General features: G+C 58.9%; 19 protein-coding genes. 4 read left to right on the top strand and 15 right to left on the bottom strand.

Annotation, left to right across the window (positions count from 1 at the left end; genetic code table 11):
• Positions 1 to 128: 128 nt before the first annotated feature.
• The 8 genes from BM083_RS02365 to BM083_RS02335 form a co-directional block, all read right to left on the bottom strand.
• On the bottom strand, positions 129 to 2048 hold the full coding sequence (locus BM083_RS02365; protein WP_245756830.1) for a serine hydrolase domain-containing protein: 1920 nt from the start codon (positions 2046 to 2048) through the stop codon (positions 129 to 131).
• A 260-nt stretch (positions 2049 to 2308) separates the two neighbouring features.
• On the bottom strand, positions 2309 to 2431 hold the full coding sequence (locus tag BM083_RS23900; RefSeq protein ID WP_281244145.1) for a hypothetical protein: 123 nt from the start codon (positions 2429 to 2431) through the stop codon (positions 2309 to 2311).
• A gap of 412 nt (positions 2432 to 2843) precedes the next feature.
• On the bottom strand, positions 2844 to 5021 hold the full coding sequence (locus BM083_RS02360; protein WP_394327581.1) for a VirB4 family type IV secretion system protein: 2178 nt from the start codon (positions 5019 to 5021) through the stop codon (positions 2844 to 2846).
• Positions 5014 to 6120 (bottom strand): TraC-like domain-containing protein, encoded by a 1107-nt coding sequence (locus BM083_RS02355; RefSeq protein ID WP_089865249.1) that lies wholly within the window; start codon positions 6118 to 6120, stop codon positions 5014 to 5016. Before BM083_RS02355 ends, BM083_RS02360 begins: the two co-directional genes overlap by 8 nt.
• On the bottom strand, positions 6120 to 7187 hold the full coding sequence (locus BM083_RS02350; RefSeq protein ID WP_089865246.1) for a TrbL/VirB6 family protein: 1068 nt from the start codon (positions 7185 to 7187) through the stop codon (positions 6120 to 6122). The genes BM083_RS02355 and BM083_RS02350 overlap by 1 nt, the downstream gene beginning before the upstream one ends.
• Positions 7180 to 8016 carry a hypothetical protein gene (locus BM083_RS02345; RefSeq protein ID WP_089868307.1) on the bottom strand — a complete coding sequence of 279 codons (837 nt, stop codon included), beginning with the start codon at positions 8014 to 8016 and terminating at the stop codon, positions 7180 to 7182. The genes BM083_RS02350 and BM083_RS02345 overlap by 8 nt, the downstream gene beginning before the upstream one ends.
• Positions 8017 to 8035: 19 nt before the next feature.
• A complete protein-coding gene (locus tag BM083_RS02340) occupies positions 8036 to 9502 on the bottom strand; it encodes a DUF8186 domain-containing protein (RefSeq protein ID WP_245756828.1) in 1467 nt (488 codons plus the stop codon).
• 234 nt (positions 9503 to 9736) lie between these two features.
• The gene (locus BM083_RS02335; protein ID WP_394327580.1) at positions 9737 to 10153 is read right to left on the bottom strand and encodes a DUF7985 family protein; all 417 of its coding nucleotides are present in this window, start codon (positions 10151 to 10153) and stop codon (positions 9737 to 9739) included.
• A gap of 415 nt (positions 10154 to 10568) precedes the next feature.
• On the opposite strand from BM083_RS02335, the gene BM083_RS02330 reads away from it, so the two are divergent.
• Positions 10569 to 10838, top strand: a complete 270-nt coding sequence (locus tag BM083_RS02330) for a PadR family transcriptional regulator (RefSeq protein ID WP_089865240.1) — start codon at positions 10569 to 10571, stop codon at positions 10836 to 10838.
• Between the two features lie 177 nt (positions 10839 to 11015).
• On the opposite strand, the gene BM083_RS02325 is transcribed toward BM083_RS02330, so the two are convergent.
• Positions 11016 to 11429 carry a winged helix-turn-helix domain-containing protein gene (locus tag BM083_RS02325; protein WP_089865237.1) on the bottom strand — a complete coding sequence of 138 codons (414 nt, stop codon included), beginning with the start codon at positions 11427 to 11429 and terminating at the stop codon, positions 11016 to 11018.
• Between the two features lie 97 nt (positions 11430 to 11526).
• Between BM083_RS02325 and BM083_RS02320 the strand changes: the two genes are divergently transcribed.
• The 3 genes from BM083_RS02320 to BM083_RS02310 all read left to right on the top strand — a co-directional run bounded on the left by BM083_RS02320 (position 11527) and on the right by BM083_RS02310 (position 14158).
• Positions 11527 to 12147, top strand: coding sequence for a DUF7509 family protein (locus BM083_RS02320; protein WP_089865235.1), 621 nt, complete (start codon positions 11527 to 11529; stop codon positions 12145 to 12147).
• Positions 12148 to 12284: 137 nt separating this feature from the next.
• Positions 12285 to 12851, top strand: coding sequence for a TATA-box-binding protein (locus tag BM083_RS02315; protein WP_089865230.1), 567 nt, complete (start codon positions 12285 to 12287; stop codon positions 12849 to 12851).
• Between the two features lie 218 nt (positions 12852 to 13069).
• The gene (locus BM083_RS02310) at positions 13070 to 14158 is read left to right on the top strand and encodes a TrmB family transcriptional regulator (protein WP_089865227.1); all 1089 of its coding nucleotides are present in this window, start codon (positions 13070 to 13072) and stop codon (positions 14156 to 14158) included.
• 32 nt (positions 14159 to 14190) lie between these two features.
• Here the strand turns inward: BM083_RS02310 and BM083_RS02305 are convergent, their stop codons facing one another.
• The 6 genes from BM083_RS02305 to BM083_RS02280 are packed head-to-tail and all read right to left on the bottom strand — an operon-like array spanning position 14191 to position 23393.
• A complete protein-coding gene (locus tag BM083_RS02305) occupies positions 14191 to 16404 on the bottom strand; it encodes a glycoside hydrolase family 3 N-terminal domain-containing protein (protein ID WP_245756827.1) in 2214 nt (737 codons plus the stop codon).
• Positions 16401 to 19082, bottom strand: a complete 2682-nt coding sequence (locus BM083_RS02300) for a glycosyl hydrolase (protein ID WP_089865224.1) — start codon at positions 19080 to 19082, stop codon at positions 16401 to 16403. Before BM083_RS02300 ends, BM083_RS02305 begins: the two co-directional genes overlap by 4 nt.
• A gap of 12 nt (positions 19083 to 19094) precedes the next feature.
• Positions 19095 to 20171 (bottom strand): ABC transporter ATP-binding protein, encoded by a 1077-nt coding sequence (locus BM083_RS02295; RefSeq protein ID WP_089865221.1) that lies wholly within the window; start codon positions 20169 to 20171, stop codon positions 19095 to 19097.
• Positions 20168 to 21256 (bottom strand): ABC transporter ATP-binding protein, encoded by a 1089-nt coding sequence (locus BM083_RS02290; protein ID WP_089865219.1) that lies wholly within the window; start codon positions 21254 to 21256, stop codon positions 20168 to 20170. The genes BM083_RS02295 and BM083_RS02290 overlap by 4 nt, the downstream gene beginning before the upstream one ends.
• A complete protein-coding gene (locus BM083_RS02285; RefSeq protein WP_089865216.1) occupies positions 21253 to 22371 on the bottom strand; it encodes an ABC transporter permease in 1119 nt (372 codons plus the stop codon). Before BM083_RS02285 ends, BM083_RS02290 begins: the two co-directional genes overlap by 4 nt.
• Positions 22368 to 23393, bottom strand: coding sequence for an ABC transporter permease (locus BM083_RS02280; protein ID WP_089865213.1), 1026 nt, complete (start codon positions 23391 to 23393; stop codon positions 22368 to 22370). Before BM083_RS02280 ends, BM083_RS02285 begins: the two co-directional genes overlap by 4 nt.

Here is a 23393-nt window from a genome sequence, read left to right as displayed (position 1 = left end):
TTCGCTTCCTTTAGGCAATCGACTCGGAGCGCGAGCCAACTTCTGCAGAAATCAAGGCAGAGTGTCTCAGGGCTCGACTCCGAGGTACTTCACTGTAGAGACTCTAGGTAGGGATCACAGGTCCGTACTCACAGCGGGATCACCTGCCAGTAGTAGAGTTGCCACGTGAAGAGGAGCGCGACGACGACGGCCAACGAGTATGCGAAGCGACGACGTAGTCCCCAGTACGCTTCACGCCAGACGACGACGGTTGCGACCGCGCTTCCACCGGTCGCCAAGAGCCCGATGAATGTGAAGACCTGTCCGAGTAGGAGAAGAAGCGACGGCGAAGCGACTTCGTCATTGAAGTTCAACAGCGTGAGGAGGAAAATCGCCGAGACAGTCATCCAGACAAGGCTCGTCGTGCCGAGTAGTGCTGTCGAAACTCTCGCTCCTCGTTCGGGTGGAGACTGGTTTTGCATCCGTCGCCAGAGTGACCGTCCCAACCACAGGACGAGCGTCATGACGAAGGCGAGCACTCCGCCGAGTAGAATCGCCTGTGTAACGAGTAGCGACTCGAACCAGGAGAGTCGCTCGTATGTCCGCGATCCGATGGACCCGAAGAAGAGATGCGTCCCTCGTCCGGATTCGTCCACCCGGAAGGTGAGGTAATCGTCCCCACCAACTTCCTCGTAGACCGCCGGGCGAACTTCTACCCAGCGCCTCGATTCGCCCCCGAACATCTGGGTCGTGAGATACCCCTCGTCGGTCGCTTCGACGGATATCGTACTCGTGAGCCCCAGGAGTTTGTGCCACTTGGTCTCCGAGAGCGCGATCGTCCGGTAATCACCGGTGAAATTTGATGTGCGTTCGGCCGCGCCGGCTGGTGGTTCAACGACTGGTGCGTCGTCGTCGGGATAGTACCGATTGGAGAATGCGTCGAGTAACTCGAACCGAGCCTCAGCGCCTCCGGGACTGTTGTAGGCGACGAAAATACCGACATCCCGTTCCGGGTATAGCGCGAGGAGGCTCATGAACTGCGCTGTGGTTCCCCAGTGACCGATGATCCGCTCGTCGTTGCGGTTCATCTCGATGAACCCGTACGCCATGCCGCTCTGCTCGGGCACGCCGGGGACATTCGAGAAGTGCTGTCGATGCATCTCTTCGACGGTTGCTTCGTCGAGAATGCGCACTGACTCATACTGCCCGCCGTTCAGGTGAGCAAGCATGAAGTGGCCCATATCAGTCGCAGTTGCACTCATCGACCCCTCAGGAGCCATGCCGAAGTACTCGAACTCCTGTGGTTGGTATGCTCCGTCCTGATAGGAGTAGCCGGTCGCAACTCGAGAACTCAGTTCCGGTGGGACGGGTTGCTCGAAGGTGCTGTTTTGCATCTCCAGTGGTTCCAAGACGTGCTCGTTGGCGTACCCGGTGAACGAGGTATCGTACTCTTCGGCGACGATGTGACCGGCTAGCGCGGCCCCGTAATTCGAGTACGCGACGAACTCGCCGGGCGGACGAACACGAGCAGGTCGGTTCTCGGCGAGTGTCTCCCCGAGCGGCTGAAGATCCTGCGGGTCATCTACGAGCATCCCACCATAAGAGTCCTCGAATCCAGCAGTGTGCGTCCCGAGATGTTCGAGTGTAATTGATTGTGGATACGTTTCGGGGATCATGACCGGGGACTCTCCGAGGTAGTCGTTGACGTCAGTATCGAGGTTGAGTCGTCCATCCTCGACGCCCTGCATGACGGCTGTCCATGTGACGAGTTTCGAGGTCGAGCCGACACGGAAGATGGTCTCGTCAGCCACGACAGGCGTTTCCGATTCGATATCGGCGTAGCCGTATCCCTTCGCCAGAACGACCTCACCTTCTGTGACGATTACGACGGCCGCGCCGGGGATGTGGTGCTGTTCTAGCTGATCCGCCATCGTCTCGTCGAGCCACGCCTCCGTCGCTGCTTGATTAGATAGCTCGACTTGGGTGGGTGTGGTGACGGGTGCGGACGTTACGGTGGTCGCTGCGGCGATCGGTGCACAAACGAGCGTCAAAATGACGACAAGTAGCACGAATGGATGCAAGGTACGGTATCTCATATTTGGTATATTTGGGTGGTTTGTCGGTCGCGGAGAGAGCGATTTCTTTCGGGAATCGGCCACGTGACCTCGACTACTGCAGAGCATTGAGGAGAGGCCATCAGCGATGAACGACACTTGTCGGCAGTCAGACGTCTATGCTCCCTTAACTGACGACTGATTCAACTTTCTCTCAGTGGCACCAGGGAGGTAGCCACAGAAGACGATCATCCACAGCATAACAGGGTAGACGATCATTCTTCGGCTCTGCCGTGACCGGTCGGACCGAACGCCGCCGCGTTGCCTACGTCGCCGATTGCCATTCGGACGACGGAAACTAGCCTGAAGAGACCGGCAAGGACCGATATCATCTTCATTACATTGCTGTCGCGACTCGCATCGTGCCGAGCCTCCAATTGAGAGATTCTAGTGCGCTCACGGTTCGTTCACCTATGATACGTTGGTTTTCTAAGGCTATGAGCTCACTCGGTCGTTCCCAGCACTAGAGAACCGGTTGCCGACTCAGGTTGAACACCGAGTATCGTCCTCTATGGCTCGTTACGAGCATTACGGGCGAAGAGTTCGGTGGCGAGTATCGAACTCCTGACGACCTCATCTTCGGTGCAAGTGTCCATACCGGTCTGCTAACTGGCATAGTCATCGGTCAGTAAGTTGCCCGAGGTGAACCACCGAGCGAAATTGTCGTCGGCACTTCGGCTAATCTCGTGACCGCATAGGCCCTTTCGCTCACTCTCGGCGGTGGTATTGTCACCGGTGCAGTGTCTCTCGCTACTTCATCGAACGACGAGGTGGCCCATCAGCTGGGTCACTACCGGGCATGGTGTTCGTCTCACTCACAGAGTGCTCGGCTGGCGGTGTGAATGACTGAGCCGACGCTCGTGGGTCGAAGTCGATTACGTCTTTTTCTCTCGGTAGTGCCCGAACCTGAATCCCGCGCCACTCGCCGTCGACACCGACGAGTGCCTCCGAATAGCCAGTGTCCTCGTTCCCAGGAATCGCATCCTGGACGAAGCGCATCTGCGCGTAGTTGAGCCCGAACTCGTCGGCCCAGTGTTTGTCCATCCCATCGAGTCGGTGGAACTGTTTGACGGCACACTGGTCGAGAATCGCCTCCGACTCAGGATGCTGGAAAAACTCATCGACCGTCTGCGTGATGAGGCGAATCGACAGATCGTGATGGCGGTGATGGCGAAACACCGTCTCTAAGAACGATAAGCTCGCTGCGTCCTTCATCAGGTAGCGCGCTTCATCCAGGTAGAAGACGATCTCCGCATCACTGGATTTAGCACGCTCATAGACGAGCGAGATGAGTAACTGCATCGTCAGCGCAGTCGAACTATCGACGCTTCCTTCACGTTGTGCGAGGTCGAGATAGACAACTTTCTCATCGCGAATGTCGAATTCGGAGGGCTTGCCGAGGTTCTCGTAGCGACCGCCTGCTTCGAACGGCCGGAACTGATCGAGTAACCACGTAGCGTCTGCTTGGAGCTTCGCAGTCTCTGCTGCCGACCGAACGACAAACGGGTCGGGCGTCTCGATCATTTCTTCGAAGACGTCCATCATGTCGCGAATCGTCGGGCTCTCGTTTCCGTGTGTGTCGACGTCGTCAGTGATACCCTTCCGGAGGTAGGCCTCACGAAGCGCCCGTTCGACCGTGGTACGCCGGTCGTTGAGCGAGATGTCGCGAAGTGCGAAGAAGTTCGTCAGAAAGCTCATCGCATCGTCGAGCTTCTCGTTGAACGGACTCGCATCCTCGCCCATCGCCCGCTGGACGTGTGCAGGTGTCGGTCGAATTTCCAGTGGATTCAACCCAAGCGTGCCACCCACAGTAATGCGGGTCGCCCCAAGTGCGTCGGCGACGCCCGCCCAGTTGTTGAGCGGCTCGAGGATGATGCCGATTCGGTCAGGACTCTGTTCGATCGAGCGGATGAAGTTCTGCTTCGAGGCAAACGACTTCCCCGAGCCAGTATCGCCGACGACGAACATCGCATAGCCGTTCTCCCGAGCAAACGGATCGATGACGACCGGGCTGCCGGTGTGTCTGTGCGTTCCGAACTCGACACCACCGGGTTCGAGAATCGTTGCGTTGTGTGGTGACGCTAAGAGTGCGCCGACAGCGCCGCCGAGGGCAATCGACTCACGTTCGAAGACGTTCGGCCCAATGGGTGCGGCTGACTGAAGTGCCAGGTCTTGTCGACAGAGGGCTGTCTTCGGGGTGAGGTTCGCGGGATCTTCACGGAGCGTACTTCGAACCTTTCGCGCTGCCTCACGGAGTTGTGGCCGCGTTTCGGCACGAACCGTGATGAGAATACTCTGGCTGAAGACGTGCTGGCCGCTCTCGACGGCATTGTACGTTGCAGCCGCGGTGTTGGCTCGTTCCTGTAAGTAGGTGCTCCGGACACTTCGCTCGAGGTCGGCATCGACCTGTAGATCGTCAGCGATCTCTTGGAGTTCATTCCGGGCCCGTTCTTGATTCCGCGGTCTGATGCGTGCAGTGACGTCGAACTCGACATCTGTGAGCGTGAACAAATCACTCAAATAGCCATCACTCGGGTAATCCGGGTACTCGGCGATATAGAGCGTCGTCGTCCACTGTTCACCCACGCGTGCGGCGCGAGTCTCCCACTCGATCGCTGCCGGAGCGACGGCTGACTGGTGGTGTTCTTCGAGCGTTTCATAGAAGATGGTCTCAACATCGACATCGGTGTTGTTCGAGTGGTCGTGTGGCTCATCGCTTGCTGGAGAGTCACCGTCTTCGGAGCGCGTTGTCTCAGCGTCATCGAGTGCTAATAGGTCACCACCCTCAATGCGCGGTGAAGATCCGTCGTTTGCACGTGCAAATCTGGCTACCAAGAGCCCAATCGCACCGACGGTCGTCGTGACCACGAAAAGTTGCAACTGCAGTGACTCAAGACGCGGGTCAACCTGCAAGAGGAGTTCATACATGAGTGGACTCCTGGCGTCGCGAGCGCCCAACCACTGGTCCGGTTCGAAGCACGGACTCGCCATCGCCGTAGCTGTGTGCTTCGCCGTTCCAGAAGTCCATCGTGAGAACGAACAACTCGACAGTACTCAGTCGACGGGCAGACCACCCGGATGCAGGCTCAACGAGCTCTGAGCGAACGGTCAGTAGCCGCTCGTCAAGTTTCTCGAACATTTTCGTCCGTCGCTCTTCGTCGGTGAGGCGCTCACGACGCGTCACGAATGGCGTAAACAGAAAGCCGATGAAGGGAAACTCCGTCAACCGCTCTGTAGGTGTTGGTTCGTCTGCGTAGCGGTTGTACACCTCAAGTGGCGTCACCTCCACGCCGAGGAAGTAGCGAATCTCTTGCAGGCCACGAGCGTGCATCTCCGCCGGCCGTGTCTCGCGGTACTCTTCGAGCAGCTCACGGAAGATCGGGTTCGCTCTCACATCCTCATCGGTAAGTCGTGTGCCGAACTGATCTATCAACTTCTCCACGGGAAACGAGCGGGTTGTGGTATGGAGTCGCAAGGAGAACGTCAGTTCGTTGTTCGCAAAGTCTTCGGCGATCGATTGGAGACTTGCCCAGTCGGTGGACATCGCGAAGTCCATGTTGCCCGGTGTGAGTTCGAGGAACGCTTCCATTGTCCCGTCCGTGCGCTCGATTGTGCCGGCGCCTGGCCATGCACACTTGATATTGGTCAGGTCTTGGGTCCGCTCATCCGGGGCAAAGGGTGTGTAGTTGGCCAACCCACCTTCGTTTCGTGAGTGCGTCGTGTTCGCGGGCGTGTTGTAAGTCGTGCGTGGCCGTTTGACGAAGCGCCACACATCGGTGAGCCACGCCCACGCCGTTAGGTGAGTCGGGGTGACGTAGACGATGGCGACGCCGATGCCGAAGCCTGCGGCCACGAAGGGGAGTGCCAGTGTGTCGATGCCCGAAAGAGCTGCGACAAAGAGGCCGAGGATGGGACAGCCAACGAGGACGCCGACGTCTCCTTCCTCAACGTTAAGAAAGGGGATGCGGCTCTCGTCGCCGAACTGGTTCATAATGCGTCTCGAAGCGGCGTCAGTATCTGCAGCCATTAGTGGTAGGTTGGGTCAGGGTCGTTCTCGGTTCGTCTGTACGGGGGCTGATTCGGTGATTCGGTCGTGGGCTGGGCGTACGCCGTCGCACGCTGGGCGAACGCTTGCCCCGCTGCTGCTCGTGGCCCCCAGCGAGCGGCAGTCGTTGCGACGCTTCCGCCGGCGACATATGCGCCTGTCGCGACGGCGCCGACGGTGACAGCAGTCTGCGTTGCCGTCCCGATGACGCGTGCGGTGAGTGGTGAGGCGTATTTGAACGTCTTCCACGTCACGTAGAGGGCGATGAGCGGCAGGCTTGTCGCGACGAGGTGCTTGAAGAACACTGTCGGTGGGTTGAGTGCACCCGTCTGGTAGAGCAGATCGTAGCCTTTCAGGACGACGGCGGCTGGGAGTGGCAGGACTGCCAATGGAACGAAGCGTCTCGAGAAGCCCGTGGCGATGTCTGCGAGGATGGGGACGTTGCCGTAGGAGAGGGCAAAGGCGATCGGCATCGCATAGAGGTAGACATAGAGCAGAAGCTCACGCAGATAGAGGAGCGCTTGGAGTGTCCACATCGAGAGACCACCGATGGCGGCGAAGATCAGGCCGAAGATGGGACTAGTAAGAGACGTGGCAGTCATCCGTATCAGAGCTTTGCCAATTGACTCTAGTTGTGGAAGCAGAGCAATTGTAAAGCCGTCCACGAGGTAGAGGGTGAGAACGGCGATCCAGTACCAACAGATAATCAGAACTGCTCCTGTCCAGGCTGTCTTAGCTGTTTTTCGCGCTCCATACGTACTACTTATGTGGAAAATTCTCAGAAGGTGCCGTGCTTGGACAGAGACGATGAGTAGCAGCAGAGAAATAAACAATACATCGCCGCCGACAAGTCCATCGTGAATTGAAATCCAGGGTTCACTCGTTGGGGCCCCAAAAACAAAATTACCGTCGGTCGTGGGAGTTGGAGTTCCAAACAGCGATTGGGTCAAAGCGCTATATCCAACCTCAAGCTCTTTGATGAACTGACTAGTCACCCAAGAGATGACCTGCTTGAAGCCCTCTAAGACGATGTCGATTAGATCAACCATCGATGACTCCTTTGATTTCGATGTCGCAATCGTGGAAGTCCTCAGATCCAGAGTATGTTATGGCGAATTGCTTCTCAATACCTTCACCAGAAACATCAGAGTCAATCTTAACCGTAAACACTCCCTCCGTACCGGCTTCTGAACAACGAACCTCATCTTCGTAAAGCGGCGGACCGAACGGATATGTACTACTGTAGAGATCGATACTATCAGTTGGTAGTATCTTAGCTTGCTTGCGCCCATACAGACCACTTCCACGAGAGTCATCTGACTGGTTGGGTAAGTCACCATCAAAGCGTAGTCTAGTCACAGTATCAGGACCAGTACCGCTGTTGGCGATGGTGACAAATGCTTCTCCATCTTTTTTGCGATTCGTCTCGCTTTCTCCGTACACCTCTTCCCACGGTTTCTCCGGATGGTTCCGAAAGAGGCCGACGTCCACAATCTCCAACTGGGGTCGAATAGTCAGTGCAACCTCAGCAATCGATTCGTCGTCTTTCACCGCAAGCACGCGGTGCTCTCCAGGTGTGTAGGACGTCCCGATTTCAAAGGAAACACGCTCAACGCCGGTTGCGACGTCGCGTGATTTCCAGAGCTCGCCGTTTGGTTCGATGAGGTTAACGACGTCCGGGTCATCGTTCGCAAGCTCAACGACGAGTGTCGTCTGCTCAATGGCGACGCGGTTGAGAACGCCGTTACGTTCACCGGTCGCGCCTTGTGTCTCGTCTGTTTGGGTAGCCTTCCCAGTACACCCAGCAAGGAGTGCTAGGGTGCAACTTGCAAGTGTTCTGAGGACGGTTCGTCTGTGTCGAGTATTGTGTTGTGTCATAGCGATCTTGTGATAGTCATCAGTCGATGCGGCCACCGGGCAGGAACGTCAGTACTCGTCGCCCAGCGTACAGTGTGACGAGAAATGGGATGGACATCCAGAGAACCTCCACGGCGAGTGCAACCCACCCGTCAATCGAGCTGAGTGGATGCCATCGCGCCGATGCTGAGGCGGGAGTGTACGCTGGGTCGGTGCTCAGCCACGACCCAGGGTGATATCGTGCGGTGTAGATGCCCGGCTGGGAGACGGTGAGTAGGGCGACGCCGGTTGAGTTCGTCTCAACGCGCTCGCCGGCGACGGTGATGTAGCCAGTTCGGCGCTCTTCTCGGAGTGGATCAAGTCGCGGATTGTCGGCGAGCACGATTGGTCTGTCCGTCTCGTTGTCTCGAAGCTCGATGCGAAGCGTTGCCTCCGATGTTGTCTGTGAGATGACGGTAACAGAGAGGTTGCTCTCGTTGAACAGCCGGGTGGTCTCATCAGTGTCGACAACGGTTGCGTTGACACCATGGACAATGCCACTCACGGTCAAGTCATCGCGGTCGACGGCGGTTGCTCGAATAGCGACGCCGTAGGACGTCGTGTATGGCTCGTCGACGACCTCGACGGCGACGTTCTCGCCGAGCGTTTCGTTCGGAGAATCGCGCTCGATACCCCAGACATCGAGTAGTTCAGGACCATCGCGAAGCGGTTCGGCTCGTGGGCCGATACGTGACGGGTAGGCGTGGACGTATACCGGCAGCGACGGTGACTCGATGGTCTCGGCGTCAGTTGCTGTCGACACCGAAAGCGTGTCCCAGCGTCTGTCACGTGCGGTATAGAAGCGCCACACACCACGGACGCTCGCATTCTCACCGAGTGTGTACCCATGCCACGGCAGACTCTGGAAGATTGCCACGCCAGTATCGCCGTTTGGATAGGTCGTGTAGTGAGGGTACGCAGTAAGATCGTAGACGACGACGTCAATCGTCTCCGAGACTGTGAGCGTCTCCGTGTTCGAAGTGATACCGTTACCGACTGCGACGGCGATGTCGGCTTCGACGGTGAGCGTTGCTGGCCCACCCGTTTCGAGTTCGTACCCAAGGACGGGCGTGTGCGTTCCTGCACTCTGAGCAATCGTCGTCTCGTCGTCTCGGAGCCGAACCTCCTCGATGGAGTGCGACGTAACCGACCAGTCAGTGTCGGTGCTGTTGTTCGCAGTCGGTAGCTGGACTCGGTAGTCGATGAGTGCTCGTAGCGACCCGCTTGGAGCGACGTACAGTGGCGTCTCCGTCGCGGTGAGATGCCCGCGGGTCGAGGGATGCATGGCGAAGACGGTCACGTGGGCGTCTCGAATGAGTACGCCGTCGGTCAGCGCAGCGTGACTCGGAGCGACACTCGTCTTCTCGTCACCAGCTTCTAACTCCTCGAAGTCGTTCTGTGTCCACGTCGCCGCCGTCCGTGGCGGCCGGGTAAACGCAAAATCCGTACCGTTGGCCAACTGCTGCATTGGCACTCGAGAACGGTTGTGCGCTGTCTGATAGGTCGATTCGTTCACGTATGTATCGTGGTCGTGTGACCACAGTGTCGCCGATTCGTTCTCGGTGAGGCCATTGTCGTCACTCGGTGTCGGGGGTGTGGCAGACCCCACACTGACGAGGAGGCTTATGAGGCAGAGTGCAACACTGAGGTTCGACCATGATGTCACACGCGAACGGGGGAATCTCACTGGCTGTTCAGTGAGTTACCACGGCACGAGGTTGATACACGAGGCGAGGGGGAGTCCCATAATCGACCCCGCGACGGTGTAGAGTGGCCCGAGGACGAGCAGGATAACTGCCGACTTGAGCGCTGTTCGCTTGTGTCGCTTCAGCGCACGTTTCTCGTCGATCCCAATGGTGAACATCTCCATTAGCGAATCACCCTGCCAGACGAGTGCAACGCCGAGGACGCCGATCGCTGTCGTGATCTCGAAGAAACCCTCGAGCATGGTTGGAAGTTTCGTTGCAGAACAGACTGGATCCGTTTGTGCGAGCGCTGGCGTCACGGCAACGACGAGGAGAGTGATTGTTACGAACAGTCCTTGCCGGATGAACGTAGACGTCTCAAGCTGTCGCAGCCAACCAGTCGATTGCGGTTGTGGGGGGTGTTGTGTTGTCATAGCGGAATGAGACAGCTTCTACACACCACACCATGTCATGTGGTGTCAATGGACACTGTCTCAAGTTACATGGGAGTCATTCTGTTAAAAATATATCTGCAGGCAGAGATACAAATACAACTGATAGCTTTCGGTGCCAATCAACGGTAGTCACTCGGTTTTCAGACACGTTCGGGAGTCTGCCTGCCATCGGTGATGCATCGAGGGCCTGTTGTCGGATCCTTCCCACACGTAGATGGGGGGACTTCCTCCGCGAGTCTATGAGAACCGCCGAGAGAGTCCCAAGGTCGTCTCACATTGGCTGTGAAATGCGCCAGATGGAGTACTAACAATCGCTGGTCACGTACGCTTCGCACCAACAAACCACGACAATCCGACAAATATGTAGTGTTTGAAATAATATTCTTTCCTGAGTATGCACGACTTAACTGGATTCCAGCGAGATTTGCTGTATGTCGTTTCGGGCTTTGAGAACCCACATGGCCTCGCGCTCAGTGAAGAACTCGAAGAGTACTACGAGAAGGAGATCCATCACGGTCGACTGTATCCCAATTTGGATGAGCTTGTTGAGAAAGGTCTAATCGACAAATCCGAGAAAGATAGGCGGACAAACGGGTACAGCATCACCAAGCGTGGAGAGCGTGAACTCGACGCCCGCAAAGCGTGGGAAGAGCAGTACCGCTAGTATTGACACCCTTCGCGCCTTGAAGAATTGAGTCATCAGTGTGCCTTAACCAACGATTCGTCGATAATGCTAATTTTGTTGGTTAATAGGCTCGCTCGTTTCCTGCGGTGGCCACGGGCGATCAACGGGGTGAGATTGTACGCGAGTGGGAGCGTCACTGCTGGACGTGCGGCTTGTTCAGGCCTCGCTTGAGCTGTCGTACAGCGCTTCGAACTCCTGTTCACCACAGATGAGCTCATCAACGCCCTCTGTGAGCGTCACCTCACCGAAGACAGTCGCTCGGTAATAGGTGTACAGTCCGTCTTGGTCGCGTTCAGTTTGCTGTCGCTTCTCGACGAGTCCAACCTCGACAAGCTTGTTAAGGTGATAGTGAAGCGTGCTGTCGTCGATGTCGAGGACAGCCTCGAGTTCTTTGGGGCTCATCTCGCCGCCGTGGACGAGGCGATACAAAATCTCGTAGCGAGTGCGATGGCCGACGGCAGCGTGCATTGCAAGATATTCATCGAGTGTGAGCACGCTGTCTTCAGGGAGGAGGTCCGCCGGATCTTCCGGGACCTGATTGTCGACTGCGTGTCCATGGTTCGTTGCCATCGTATTCGAGAGTTCGGGCGCATGACTCTTAGCGTTTCTCAAGCCAACTGTTCTCAAAAATACCGCTATTTAAATACCTCACCAAACAGTGTTAGCTATGGCTGTGGATATTACCCGTGACCACATTATCGATCAGTTGGGGCGGGTGAAGTACGACCGATTTCTCTTCTATTTGATGGGGCCGTACAAGTCGTTCAATCTGAACTACGTGCTCAGCGAAGAAGAGCGCCGCAAGTTCGCCGTCGAAGATCTTCCGGGGCCGCTCCGTCGTCTCTTCCAAAGCAAGGACGAAATCGACGAGGCACAAGCACTTTTGCGGCGGGTCCAAGGTGCACTCCGAGTACGCCCGGGGGTGAACGCATTTCTGGCGCTTGACGTCGATGTCGACACTGATGATGTGGATGCTGCAACCCAAAGTATCGAGTACACAAGATGCAGCAACGCGACTGCGTTCGTGCTTCCCTTCCTTGGTCACAACTTCGGGGTCGGAGAAGAAGCTGGAAGCATTCTTGAAGCACTCTCCGAAACACACGGTGACCGGTTGCTCTTCGTCCATGAGAACGACGTGACAAGCGCGATGATTCGGTCAGCGCGGGTTCGGTGGGACCTTCGGGTTGAGACATACGACACAGAGGCACAACTCGTCACGAAACTCCGATTTTTCGCTGGGGGAATTATGCATCAGGAACGCCGAGGTGAGCTTCGTCGCCTGGACTGAGTCGCGTCAAGAATATATCAGAGTATATTCCTCCCAGAGGTGAGATAATTTGACACGTTCCTATCCGTATTTGTGTCTGAGTGTCGCCACCGACTGCCTGCAGAACAGCTATACCTGAGCCATTTTACTGTTGCTCCATGTCGAGCAATCCTCACCGTGCGTCCCTCTCGGTCGAAAACGTCGTCGCCTCCACAGCGATCGGCCAGGAGCTTGATTTGGAGTCATTGTCGATGGATCTAGAGGGATCCGACTACAACCCCGACACGTTCCCTGGGCTGATTTATCGGACGACACAGCCGAAAGCGACGAATCTGATCTTTCGATCGGGTAAGATAGTCTGTACGGGTGGGAAAAGCGTCCCAGAAGTCACAGAAGCGCTTGAGATTGTCTTCACCGATCTCGAGGAGTTAGGAATCCCAACAGACGGTCGTGAGGAACCAACAGTACAGAACATCGTCTCCAGCGCAGATTTGGGTGCGACGCTCAATCTGAACGCCTTGGCCATCGGGCTCGGACTCGAAGATGTCGAATACGAACCAGAGCAGTTCCCGGGACTCGTCTATCGAATTGACGAGCCAAACGTCGTCGTGTTGTTGTTTGGGTCTGGGAAAATCGTTATCACAGGTGCGAAAGCGGTTGCAGATGCAGAAGCGGCTGTCGGAGTCGTGACCGACCGTATTGAGGAACTCGGTCTGTTTGGCTGAGTCGACAACGAGAGGATGGCATGCAGTCCGGCCGAAGAAGGACTCGCTATTGTTTGTGGGTATTTCACTGCGCTGTCGATGAGACAGTGACTTCGAGGAAAGACACTCCGCCTTGTGAGTGGGAGAGAAGGTGTAAGAAGTACACGGGCCGAACCAAGCCGGTGAGACCGCAAGCAGAACTGTGAACCTTGATATGCCGGTATCCACTGATTCTGGTTATGGACCGTGACACACTCACACAGGCGTTAGAGTATGCGGACTTGACGTCCTATCAGGCGGATGCATACCTCACTCTCTTAGAGATGGGTGTATCGCCAGCAATTGAGGTGGGCCGCAAAAGCTCCGTCCCGGTCTCACAGGTTTACGACGTGCTTCGAGATCTGGAAATGAAGGGATATGTCGAGACCATCGAGCGCGAGAAACTTCACGTCCGTCCCTGCGAGCCCGAGGAGTCGATGACCGACTTGGAGTCCAGAGGTGACCTCCTCCACGATGCGGCCGAGGAGGTACGTGAGCGGTATCGACAGCCTGGTCGCGTCGATACACGCGTCGGAGTCACGAAACGTGTTGAGACAGCCGTCGAGAACGCACAGAACTTCATTGGAGAAGCCGAAACCGTCATCGAAGTTGCGGGAACGTTCGAGCAATTGCAACGACTAGCACCCGAGCTTCGAGATGCTCGCGAGCGAGGTGTAATGGTTCGCGCCGCTGTTTACGTCGACGACGACCAGACACCGCCACCGGAGTTCGATCCGACTGATGGTCTCTCAGAACTGCGGGCGTGTACCATCCCGGGTCCATTCCTTGTCATCATCGACCGGCATCGGACCTGTTTCGCGCCGAACACTCGCTCTGATGAGGACTACGGCGTCTTAATCAACGACCGCATCCTGCCGTTCGTATTCCATTGGTACTACCTCACCTGTCTGTGGGACCTCTATCCACAGCTCTATGTCGACGATGCCGACAGGCTGACCTACGTTACGCTCGAGGAGTTCATCCGCGATTACTACCCCCTCTTCGAAGACAACTACGAATTAGAGGTCGTCGTCAACGGCATCGACTTAGAGACAGAGTCGGCAACGACATTAGAAGGGACAGTACGTGACCTCTCGTTTCTTGGTGATCAGCAACCACGAGAGATTCTGAGCCTCTCGGATTTGGGGTCTTACAAGACCGTCCAACTCGAGACCGAATCCCGAAGCGTCATCGTCGGTGGCTGGGGTGCCGTCTTCGAAGACGTCGAAATGCGGACGATATCGCTTGTTGGAATCACCCCGGGAAAGCGACTATTTCCCGACGGCTAGTTCAGAACTCAAGACCGAGCACACAGTGGCTTTCAGTCATCGGCGACTGCTGTGATCGACGCGTCCAGCGACTCACACCGGAGTGAGAGTTGACCCGATTCGAATCGGCTGCTCCCGTCAGGACGAACAACGTCGAACGTCTCGGCTGCAATCTCGAATGTGACGGTCGTCTCTTGACCCGGGTCGAGTGAGACTCGTTGGAAGTCGATGAGTTCCTCGACCGGCGTGACGACCGACGCGTGCTCACGGCCGCCGAACAGTTGGACAACCTCGTCGCCGGCCCGCTCGCCCGTGTTCGCAAGTGTGACTGTGGCTGTGATTGATTCATCCTCGGCGAGCGACTCGGCTGAGACCGATAGCCCGCGATACTCGAAGTCAGTGTACGAGAGGCCGTGTCCGAACGCCCACAGCGGGTCGTACGATGGCAGATGTTCGTCCTCACCGATCGGGTACGGATGCGGAAGATAGTTGTGTCGGACTGGGTGCTGCCCCTCCGAGCGTGGCACCGAGATCGGAAGTTTGCCGCTCGGGTTGTTATGCCCGAACAGTGTCTCGGCGACTGCCCGCCCACCGTCCGCCCCCGGATAGTATGCCTGTACGATGGCGTCGACGTGTTCGGCTGCCCACGAGACAGCAAGCGGGCGCCCAGAGACAAGGACGAGCGCCGTCGGCGTTCCCGTCTCGACAACTGCTTCGAGGAGTCTGCGCTGTGCGTCAGGGAGCGTCAACTCCGAACGGTTCGGGAACGCCTCGGTCGGCCCGTTCACATCTTGTGGACCGAACTCGTGGAGATACCAATTTTCCCCGAGCACGACAACGGCAGCGTCGGCATCTTCAGCGGCTGTAACTGCCGCATCAAGGTCAGCAGGTTCGTCGATGCCCGACCCACGCTCGAAGCGAACTGCCGTGTCAGCGGAGACGACAGATTCGATGCCCTCCTTGATGGTCGTTCCATCAAGTTCGTGCGCTTCTTTGAGGCTCCAGCCGCCGACCTGGTTCGTCAAGTCATCGGCGTTCGGCCCAGTAACGAGTAGCTCATCGACGTCAGACTCGAACGGCAAACAGTCATCGTTCTTCACCAGCGTCATCGACTTGCGTGCCGCCTCAAGAGCGACATCTCGGTGGGCGTCGGTTTCGAGCGTGTCTGCGGATTCGTCGGGGTCGACGAACGGGTCCTCGAATAGACCGAGGTCGGACTTGAGTTGGAGGACACGGCGGACGGATGCATTGACAGCCGCTTCATCGACTGCGCCGGACTCAACAAGCGAAACTACGTGGTCGACGTGTGTGACCTCGCCGAGCGAATGAACGTCGACGCCAGCAGTGAACGATTGGTAGATGGAATCCTGCGGACTCGTCGCGACCCGATGGTTTTGATGAAGCATGTTGATGCCGTTCCAGTCGGACGCGACGTAGCCCTCGAAGCCGAAGTCGTCGCGAAGGACTTCGGTCAGCCAGTACTGTGAGCCGTGAGAGGGTTCGCCGTTGATAGAGTTGTAGCTCGGCATGACGCCTTCGACCCCTTCGGCGAGTACTTTCTCGAACGGCGGCAGAAAGTCACGGTAGAGTGACGAGAGCGACTTGTCGACTGGCGAGGCGTCTTCACCGCGTTCGGGCTCGCCGTATGCTGGGAAGTGTTTTGCCATCGCTGCGACGTCAACCGGGGCACCACGAATGCCGCGGGCTTTCGCCGCGGCGAGTTCCCCGACGAGATACGGTGATTCGCCGAACGTCTCGAAGGCGCGCCCCCAGCGCGGGTCGCGGGCGACGTCACAGGTTGGCCCGTAGGTGAGACTTGACCCCGTCGCGGCGACTTCAGTCGCGGTAACGGTGCCGATTTGCTTGGTGAGCGTCCGATCGCGGGCGGCTGCGACGGCCATGTTGTGCGGGAAGACCGTCGTATCTTCGACGTACGCATGCCCATGGATGGCGTCGACAGGAATGAGAACCGGGATTCCGAGACGGGTTTCCTCACGGGCGATACGCTGGAGGTTGTTGGCGATCTCAACAACCTCCTCGGAGGCGCGGTGCGGCGAGGCACCGTACCCGAAGGGAGTCGCGAACCCGATTCCGTGCTCACGAATCATCTCTTTCGTGTCGTCGACAGTTCGGGTCTCATCCATCGTGCCAACGTAGGTGCCTGCAAGTTGGGCGGCCTTCTCGCGAAGAGTCATCTCGTCGAGAAGCGTCTCGACGTTCTCGTCCATCTTCTCTGCCTGCGTCATCTGCGTTTCGTGAGTCGTCATAGAGTTGTCGTGTTAGAGGTAGTATTGTTCGCCGCATCGGCCACTGTCAGGGTAACTGATGACGGGGTGCTTTTCGACCGAACGTTCGTCGACCCCGAGGCCGAACTGCCGGAGACGGAGGTCGTCTGTGTATCCAGCACAGTGCCAGAATCGTCGAGTAGTTCGATTGTCACGGATTGGAGATCTCCGTCGACGTCGGAGACAGCCCAGTCGACGGTGGCGTTGTTCCACGCCCCGCGGGAGTAGGCGTTCACCGACATCGAGTCGATGGTGGGTGCACTCGAGCCGTCAGAGCCACCTGACCCCGAGTCGCAACTGCCGCCCGTCGTTGCCAGCGAGTTCGCCGGAACCGACAGCGACGTCCCATCGGAGAAGTTCACGGTCGTCTCAGTGTCGCCGGCGTTGTAGGCGACGTAGGTCTTCACAGTACCGTCGTCGAAGACGGCGGCGAGCGGTGTATCAGCCGAAATACTGGCGTCGACCGCACCGAGACCGTCCATCGCCGTCAGCCAACGGTAGGTGTGTGCCTTCGATTCACCAAATTCGACGGCATAACTGGATGCCCGTCCCTCAAAGAGGCTCAGCGCGTCGGCCGGGTCGCTGAACGCTCGGTACGCCCAGAGGATGTCCGGCCAGTAGTCGAAGTAGTCGCCGCCGTTGGCGTCGACGAGTTCGTTGTAGGTTGACGCCGCAGCTGCACGGTTCCGTCCGAGCGACAGTGAATGTCCACCGACGGGCAGTGCGTTGATGCCGTGGATAGCTTCGACATCGTCGGTCCACCAAGTGTCGTACTTGTAGCCTGCACCCCACACGATCGCGGCGTAGCTGTAGTTCCACGACGAAGGGTGGTTCTCCTCGTCCACGTCGTACCAGTACTCGTCGACGGCGGCCGTCTCGTGGGCGATGAGGTAGGCACCGAGGTCACGGAGTTCGTTATCCCCGGTGTACTCGCCGTACTGGAGAATCGCAGCGTAGGCGTTGATGGCCTCCGACGAGGACTCCTGATTGTTACCGAGTTCGTAACCAGCGTTGCCGGACGCCCACGAGTGGCCAGCGTACGGAGCGAAGTTCCGCAGGAACGGGTACATCGAGTCTGTCCGCGAAGGGTTTGCGTAATCGCGGATGACGTGGTCGACCATCCCGCCCCAGTTGGACGCGTCGGCCCACGTCGGATTCCGCCGTGCAATCTCGGCGGCACCCTTGATATAGTAGCCGTAGTGGAAGTGGTGGTCGTTGAGGTCTGCCCCGGAACCGAATGAGTCGTTGTAGCCGATGAGCGTCCCCCACGTATCGTCGTAGTAGAAGACGTCCTCTGAGTCGGTTGACCCCGAGACAGACGCATCGAGCCACGTCTCCAGATCGTTTCGGAGTGCCGTGACGAACGTATTGGCAGCAGTCGTATCGCCGACCTGTTCGGCGATGGGGCGTAACTGAGCGAGCCGCTCGTAGTTCTTCCCCGTCCAGTAGGTTCCGTCACCGGGCGTGTCTGGACCAACACGAACCAAGGGTGACTCCGCTTCGACGTCGTCGACGTAGCCAGCGAGCCGAGTCTGGTCGACATTACCGACGTCCGGCATGTATGGCAGGAGCGGTGGAAGGTCGAGGACCGTCTCGAATGACGTGCCGGTCGTCGTCTGCATCGACCCGCGTGGGGAGACGAACGTGTCGCCATCCAGTGTGGTAGTGGTGTTTTTGTGCTGGTGTGGATAGAGGGCAGCGATCGTGCCGGTCGCCGATGACTCGGCACGGTTGGTCGTCTCGAAGGTGTGGGTCGTCCGAACTTCACCCGCCGCCTCATCGTAGGTCCACGAGACGGTGGTTCCCGTAATCTGGTTGTAGGCGTACGATTCGTAGCGCGAGAGCGCCGTCGTCGTCGCCTCAGGAAGGACGGCAACCGTGAGGTAGCCGGCCCCGTTGAGCGCGCTGGTTAGCGTCGTAGATCCGAGCCCATTCCACGTCGACCCACTGGGGGCAAAGAGACCGTAGTGGTGGCCGTTGACCGAGACGCCGAGAACGTTGCCCTGGTCGGCCCAGACGGTGGGGGTCACAGCGAACGTGAGTTCTGCGTCCGCGTCTGAGATTTCTGCGAACGCGAACGGCGAGCCCTGTGTGAGGGTGATGTCGAGCGTCGGAGTGGTCGAGTCATCCGCCCCCCAGCGAATGTCGGTATGCCAGTCTCCGTAGCCAGCACACTGCGTGTCAGCGAAGGAATCGCCCGTCGTCGAGAGAGTGACATCGGTACTGTCGTCCATCGCGGCGATGTTGTCGCGGTTGCTGTCCCCCGAGTCGTTCGTAAACGTCCACTCCGTCGGGTGTGAGAGGTCCAGCCCCTCACTCGTCGCTTGTCCGGCAAGGGGGTGTGCCCACAGCGGAGACCCGTACTGCTCGAAGAGGATGCTGCTCCACCAATCGTTCGTCGGATACGGTGCGGCGATATCACCCATGGCGTATATCGTCGCCGGCGGCGACCCCTCCCCGCTGGGGAGTGTCGTGGTGTAACTGCCAGCGCCGACGCTGACCACACTCGAATCTGCTGCACGGCCCTCGGAAGAGTACCCAGCAATGCTGGCCAGTCCGAGTGTACCGACGCCACCGAGATAGTGGCGACGACTGAGTGAGTGGGTTGTGGTCGATTCGCTCGATGCGTTCGTATCGTCTATCGTGTGTTCGTCAGTCATGTATGTAGCGTGTTACTTCTCCGCTCCGTCGAGCGGGGTGCTGTTCCAGTAAGCGTCGTCGTCGGTCGAGCGGTAGCAAGCGACGCGGTGTCGGCCATCGTTACCGACGGCGGTCACGTCTGGTGTCGCTTGACGGCACTGTTCAGTGGCGTTCGGACAGCGGGTGTGGAACCGACAGCCAGCTGGCGGGTTCACTGGGTCAGGAATGTCGAGTTCTCGGACGGGCGGTTCGGTCGGTCCCTCGTTGACGCCGAGCTCCGGCGTCGCCCACTTCAGCACCTTCGTGTAGGGGTGCTGGGGATTCTGGATTACTTCCTCGGCTGGACCGATTTCGACCAGCTCACCGAGATACATCACGCCGAGGCGGCCACCCGCGTGTTCGGCGATGTATCGAGCGTTCGAGAGGTCGTGGCTGATGAACAGGAAGGAGGTATCGAACTCTGCTTGTAGTTCGAGCATCAGGTCCATCATCTCGACACGAAGACTCACGTCAAGGGCACTCACCGCTTCGTCAGCGAGAATCACGTCTGGGTTCATCAGGAGTGCCCGGACGAGTGCGACGCGCTGTTTCTCGCCACCCGAGAGTTGGTGGGGATAGCGGTGGGCGTAGTCCTCCGGCGGCGACATCCCGACGCGCTCGATGAAGTGGAGGATGCGCGCTTCGCGGTCTTCAGGACCGAGGTCGGGTTGCCACTGCTTCAGCGGCGCAGCGAGCGACGAGAGCACCGTCCGGTTCGGATTCAACGACGCGCCGGGGTCTTGGTGGATAATCTGTAACGACCGGCGAATCTCCTCGAAGGGAATCTCTGGGTCCGACCGCCAGCCCTTGGCCTGCCAAATGTCCTGGCCACGGTAGCTAATCGAGCCACCGGTTGGGTTCTGGAGACCGACTGCTGTCTTGCCGAGCGTCGTCTTGCCGCTGCCGGACTCGCCGACGATGGCGACGACGTCGTTGCTCTCGATGTCGAGGTTGACTCCATCGACAGCGCGAACGGTGTCACGGGCCGCAAAGGGGTTCAGTCCGCCACCGGCCTTCTCGAAGTGGACGTCGACGTTCGAGAGTGACAGCACTGGTTCGTCGGCGCTCATCGCTCCACCCCCACGGAGAGGGGGACCTCGTCGTCCACGTCGCGCCAGTGGTGACAGGCGACTTCGTGGGTGTCCGTCACGAGTTCCATCGGCGGCTTCACGTCCTCACAATCCGCGGTCGCCATCGGACAGCGCTCGTGGTACGGACAGCCCGCCGGGACGTTCACCGGGTCGGGGGCCGAACCCTCGATGGGGCGCATCTCCGACAGCGGTGCGTCGAGGTTGGGCGTCGCATTGAGCAACGCACGGGTGTACGGATGCCGCGGGTTTTCGACCATCTCCGCCGTATTGCCGACCTCGGCGAACTCGAAGGCGTAGAGGACGCCGATGCGGTCGGCCAACTTCGTAACCAACGGAAGATCGTGCGTGATGAAGACCATCGTGAGGTCGTACTTGTCCCGCAAGTCTGAGAGGAGACTGATGATGGAACGCTGCATGAGCAAGTCGAGTGCAGCCGTCGGTTCGTCCATCACGAGCACCTCCGGTTCGAGCACCAGCGCGAGTGCGATGAGCGCCCGCTGTTTCATTCCGCCGGAGAGTTCGTGGGGGTACGAGTCGAGCACGCGGTCGGGATCGAGATAGAGATCCGCGAGAAGTTCCTCGGCGCGCTCGATACCCTCGACGACGTCGTAATCGTGGGCGTCGAGCGTCTCGACGAAGTGCTCGCGGAAGTCCATCGTCGGATTGAACGAACTCATCGCTCCCTGGAAGACCATCGAGATATCTTCCCAGCGGAGGGTCCGGAGCGGTCCCTTGTCGAGTCCGAGGACGTCGACCGGGTCGGACTCGTCGTCGGACGGGTGATAGGTGACGGTGCCACTGGTCTTCCCGGGGTCAACGACGGCGTTCAGGAGGGCGGAGGCGAACATCGACTTTCCGGAACCGCTCTCGCCGACGATACCGATAATCTCGCCACGGCGGATGTCGATATCGACGTTGTGGAGGACCCGCGAGGTGCCGCGGTCCATCTCGAATGCGACCGAGAGATCTCGGCATTCAAGGATGATGTCTTCGCCCGTCGACCCGGAGTCGGCTGTACCGTTACTGGACTGTCGTTCGTGCAGAGTTGATGATGTCTTACTCATAGGTTACCTTCGGTCGAGACGGCTCTCGTCTTCGGCTCGGTGGGTTCTGTGTCGTCGTCGCTGCCGCCTGTCGTGTTCGCGTGTCGCGCGCGAACGCGCGGGTTGAACACACGGTCCATCCCCTGTGCGAACAGGATGAGTGCCATCGACAGAAGGACGATAGCGAGCATCGGAACGAGCAGCCAGTGGGCGGCGTCGAGGGTCAGCATCCCACCGTTTGAGTAAGCCAACTGGAGCATGACGCCCCAATTGACGACCTCCGAGAACGGCAGGAGACCGAGGAAGTACAGCCCGACGGAGGCGAAGATGACCCCGCGCATGGCGTTGACCATGTTGATCATCACGAACGGCATGATGTTGGGGACGACCTCCTTGGCGACAATCGTGGGCGTCGATAGCCCCATCGCTTGGGCGGCCTCGACGTAGGACGTCGACCGGATGGTGAGTACCTGCGAGCGAATCGCCCGAGCCATCCCTGCCCACGCCTGCAACGAGAGGACAAGGCCGAGGACGACCGGACTCTTCGGTTCAAGCAGGGCGACGAGGATGAGCAGCAGGGGCAGCCCCGGCAGCGTCATCACGATGTCGATGACCGTCGAGAGCACCTGGTCGACGCGACCGCCGCTGTAGCCGGCGAGCGCGCCGACGCTTGTACCGAGCGCCGTGACGAACAGGCCGGCGGTCGCAATCATCGTGAACATCCGCGGGGTGGCGTGGACCACCTGTTCGAGGATGCCGCGACCGGTGCTATCGGTCCCGAGTAGCCACTCCAGTCCCAGCCACGGAACGGAGACGCCGAACAGGTCGACGCTCGTCAACGTGTACCAACTACCGCCGATGATACCACCGTGGAACGGCCCGAGCAACTGCGGTGCCTGGCCGATGCTGGGTTCGGCAATCACCTGTGGCCCAACGAAGCCCATGAGGAGGAAGCCGAAGAGGAGCGTCGCGCCGATGCGGGCGCGAGCGTCGTTCCAGACGACCCGCAGGGGCGCGGCGAGCCACAGGTCGAGCAGGCGACGGACGCGTTCGGAACGGGTAAGCGAGGAGTCGGCGACTGTGTCGAAGCCACCGCGTTCACCCGGGAAGCTTCGTGTCGGGCTCTCGCGGCTCACGCGGAGTCACCTCCCGTGGAGACACGTGGGTCGACGAGGCCGTACGTCAGGTCGGCGATGAACGCACCAACGACGACAGCAAGTGTGATGAGGATGAACCCACCCATCATCAGCGGGTAGTCGCGCGCCTCGACGGCGGCAACGATGTAGTAGCCAAGCCCTGGGTAGGTGAACACCTGTTCGAGGATGGCCGAGCCACCGATGACACCGCCAAACGCGAGCAGCAGGCCCGTGTACATCGGAAGGATAGCGTTGCGAGCGACGTAGCGCAGCGCGATGCGCGTGTCCGACAGGCCGCGCAGTCGGGCAACCCGGAGGTAATCCTCACCGAGCACCTGAATGCTGTTGCCGCGCATGGCGAGGGCGACGCCGCCGAAGCCGGTGATGACGACGGCCCCGATGAGCAGACTCGCATGGTAGACCGCGTCGGCGACGAACTGGAACGTCGCGACGGGCTTGAGCGGGTTGACAATTGGCACGACCTCCGAGGAGATGTGACCGCTCGTCGGGAACCATCCGAGGATGAAGCCGAACACGTAGAGGAACAGCAGTCCCGTCACGTAGTTCGGCGTCGAGTTGAGGACGATACCGAGGCCAGTCGACCCCACGTCGAAGCGACTGCCCTCCCAGTAGGCCATAATCGAGCCGAGCGAGATGCCGACAACGAACATAAGCAGGATGGCGATAGAGAACGCGAAGACCGTCCACGGGAGCGCCTCGCCGAGCACCTCCGTGACGGGGGCGTTCTGACTGATGGACTGCCCGAGGTCGCCCTGTAGGATACCGAGCACGTAGTCGATGTACTGCTCGTGGAGCGGGGCAGAGAGGTCAACGTTAATGTAGTTCGCGACCCGGCGGTTGATCTCCTGCTGTGAGAGACTGGGGTTGTTGCGGATGAGCTGGCCGCGAAGCTGATCGGCCGGATTGCCCGGCATGAGCCTAACCAGCCCAAACGAGAGTGACACCACGACGAAGGTCGTGAAGACCGCCTGGAGCGTTCGTTTGACGAAGTAGCCGTTCAT

It is taken from the genome of Halogranum rubrum, from assembly GCF_900114455.1.
GTDB classification, from domain to species: Archaea; Halobacteriota; Halobacteria; order Halobacteriales; family Haloferacaceae; genus Halogranum; species Halogranum rubrum.
Note: the sequence above shows the minus strand (reverse complement) of the source record. Positions and strands in the feature narration are given on the sequence as shown.

What these genes read in the sequence shown, in the direction of transcription:
- BM083_RS23900 (WP_281244145.1), bottom strand. Translation starts at nt 2,431, where the DNA reads ATGAAGATGATATCGGTCCTTGCCGGTCTCTTCAGGCTAGTTTCCGTC.
- BM083_RS02360 (WP_394327581.1), bottom strand. Translation starts at nt 5,021, where the DNA reads ATGTATGAACTCCTCTTGCAGGTTGACCCGCGTCTTGAGTCACTGCAG.
- BM083_RS02355 (WP_089865249.1), bottom strand. Translation starts at nt 6,120, where the DNA reads ATGGCTGCAGATACTGACGCCGCTTCGAGACGCATTATGAACCAGTTC.
- BM083_RS02350 (WP_089865246.1), bottom strand. Translation starts at nt 7,187, where the DNA reads ATGGTTGATCTAATCGACATCGTCTTAGAGGGCTTCAAGCAGGTCATC.
- BM083_RS02345 (WP_089868307.1), bottom strand. Translation starts at nt 8,016, where the DNA reads ATGACACAACACAATACTCGACACAGACGAACCGTCCTCAGAACACTT.
- BM083_RS02340 (WP_245756828.1), bottom strand. Translation starts at nt 9,502, where the DNA reads ATGCAGCAGTTGGCCAACGGTACGGATTTTGCGTTTACCCGGCCGCCA.
- BM083_RS02335 (WP_394327580.1), bottom strand. Translation starts at nt 10,153, where the DNA reads ATGACAACACAACACCCCCCACAACCGCAATCGACTGGTTGGCTGCGA.
- BM083_RS02330 (WP_089865240.1), top strand. Translation starts at nt 10,569, where the DNA reads ATGCACGACTTAACTGGATTCCAGCGAGATTTGCTGTATGTCGTTTCG.
- BM083_RS02325 (WP_089865237.1), bottom strand. Translation starts at nt 11,429, where the DNA reads ATGGCAACGAACCATGGACACGCAGTCGACAATCAGGTCCCGGAAGAT.
- BM083_RS02320 (WP_089865235.1), top strand. Translation starts at nt 11,527, where the DNA reads ATGGCTGTGGATATTACCCGTGACCACATTATCGATCAGTTGGGGCGG.
- BM083_RS02315 (WP_089865230.1), top strand. Translation starts at nt 12,285, where the DNA reads ATGTCGAGCAATCCTCACCGTGCGTCCCTCTCGGTCGAAAACGTCGTC.
- BM083_RS02310 (WP_089865227.1), top strand. Translation starts at nt 13,070, where the DNA reads ATGGACCGTGACACACTCACACAGGCGTTAGAGTATGCGGACTTGACG.
- BM083_RS02305 (WP_245756827.1), bottom strand. Translation starts at nt 16,404, where the DNA reads ATGACGACTCACGAAACGCAGATGACGCAGGCAGAGAAGATGGACGAG.
- BM083_RS02300 (WP_089865224.1), bottom strand. Translation starts at nt 19,082, where the DNA reads ATGACTGACGAACACACGATAGACGATACGAACGCATCGAGCGAATCG.
- BM083_RS02295 (WP_089865221.1), bottom strand. Translation starts at nt 20,171, where the DNA reads ATGAGCGCCGACGAACCAGTGCTGTCACTCTCGAACGTCGACGTCCAC.
- BM083_RS02290 (WP_089865219.1), bottom strand. Translation starts at nt 21,256, where the DNA reads ATGAGTAAGACATCATCAACTCTGCACGAACGACAGTCCAGTAACGGT.
- BM083_RS02280 (WP_089865213.1), bottom strand. Translation starts at nt 23,393, where the DNA reads ATGAACGGCTACTTCGTCAAACGAACGCTCCAGGCGGTCTTCACGACC.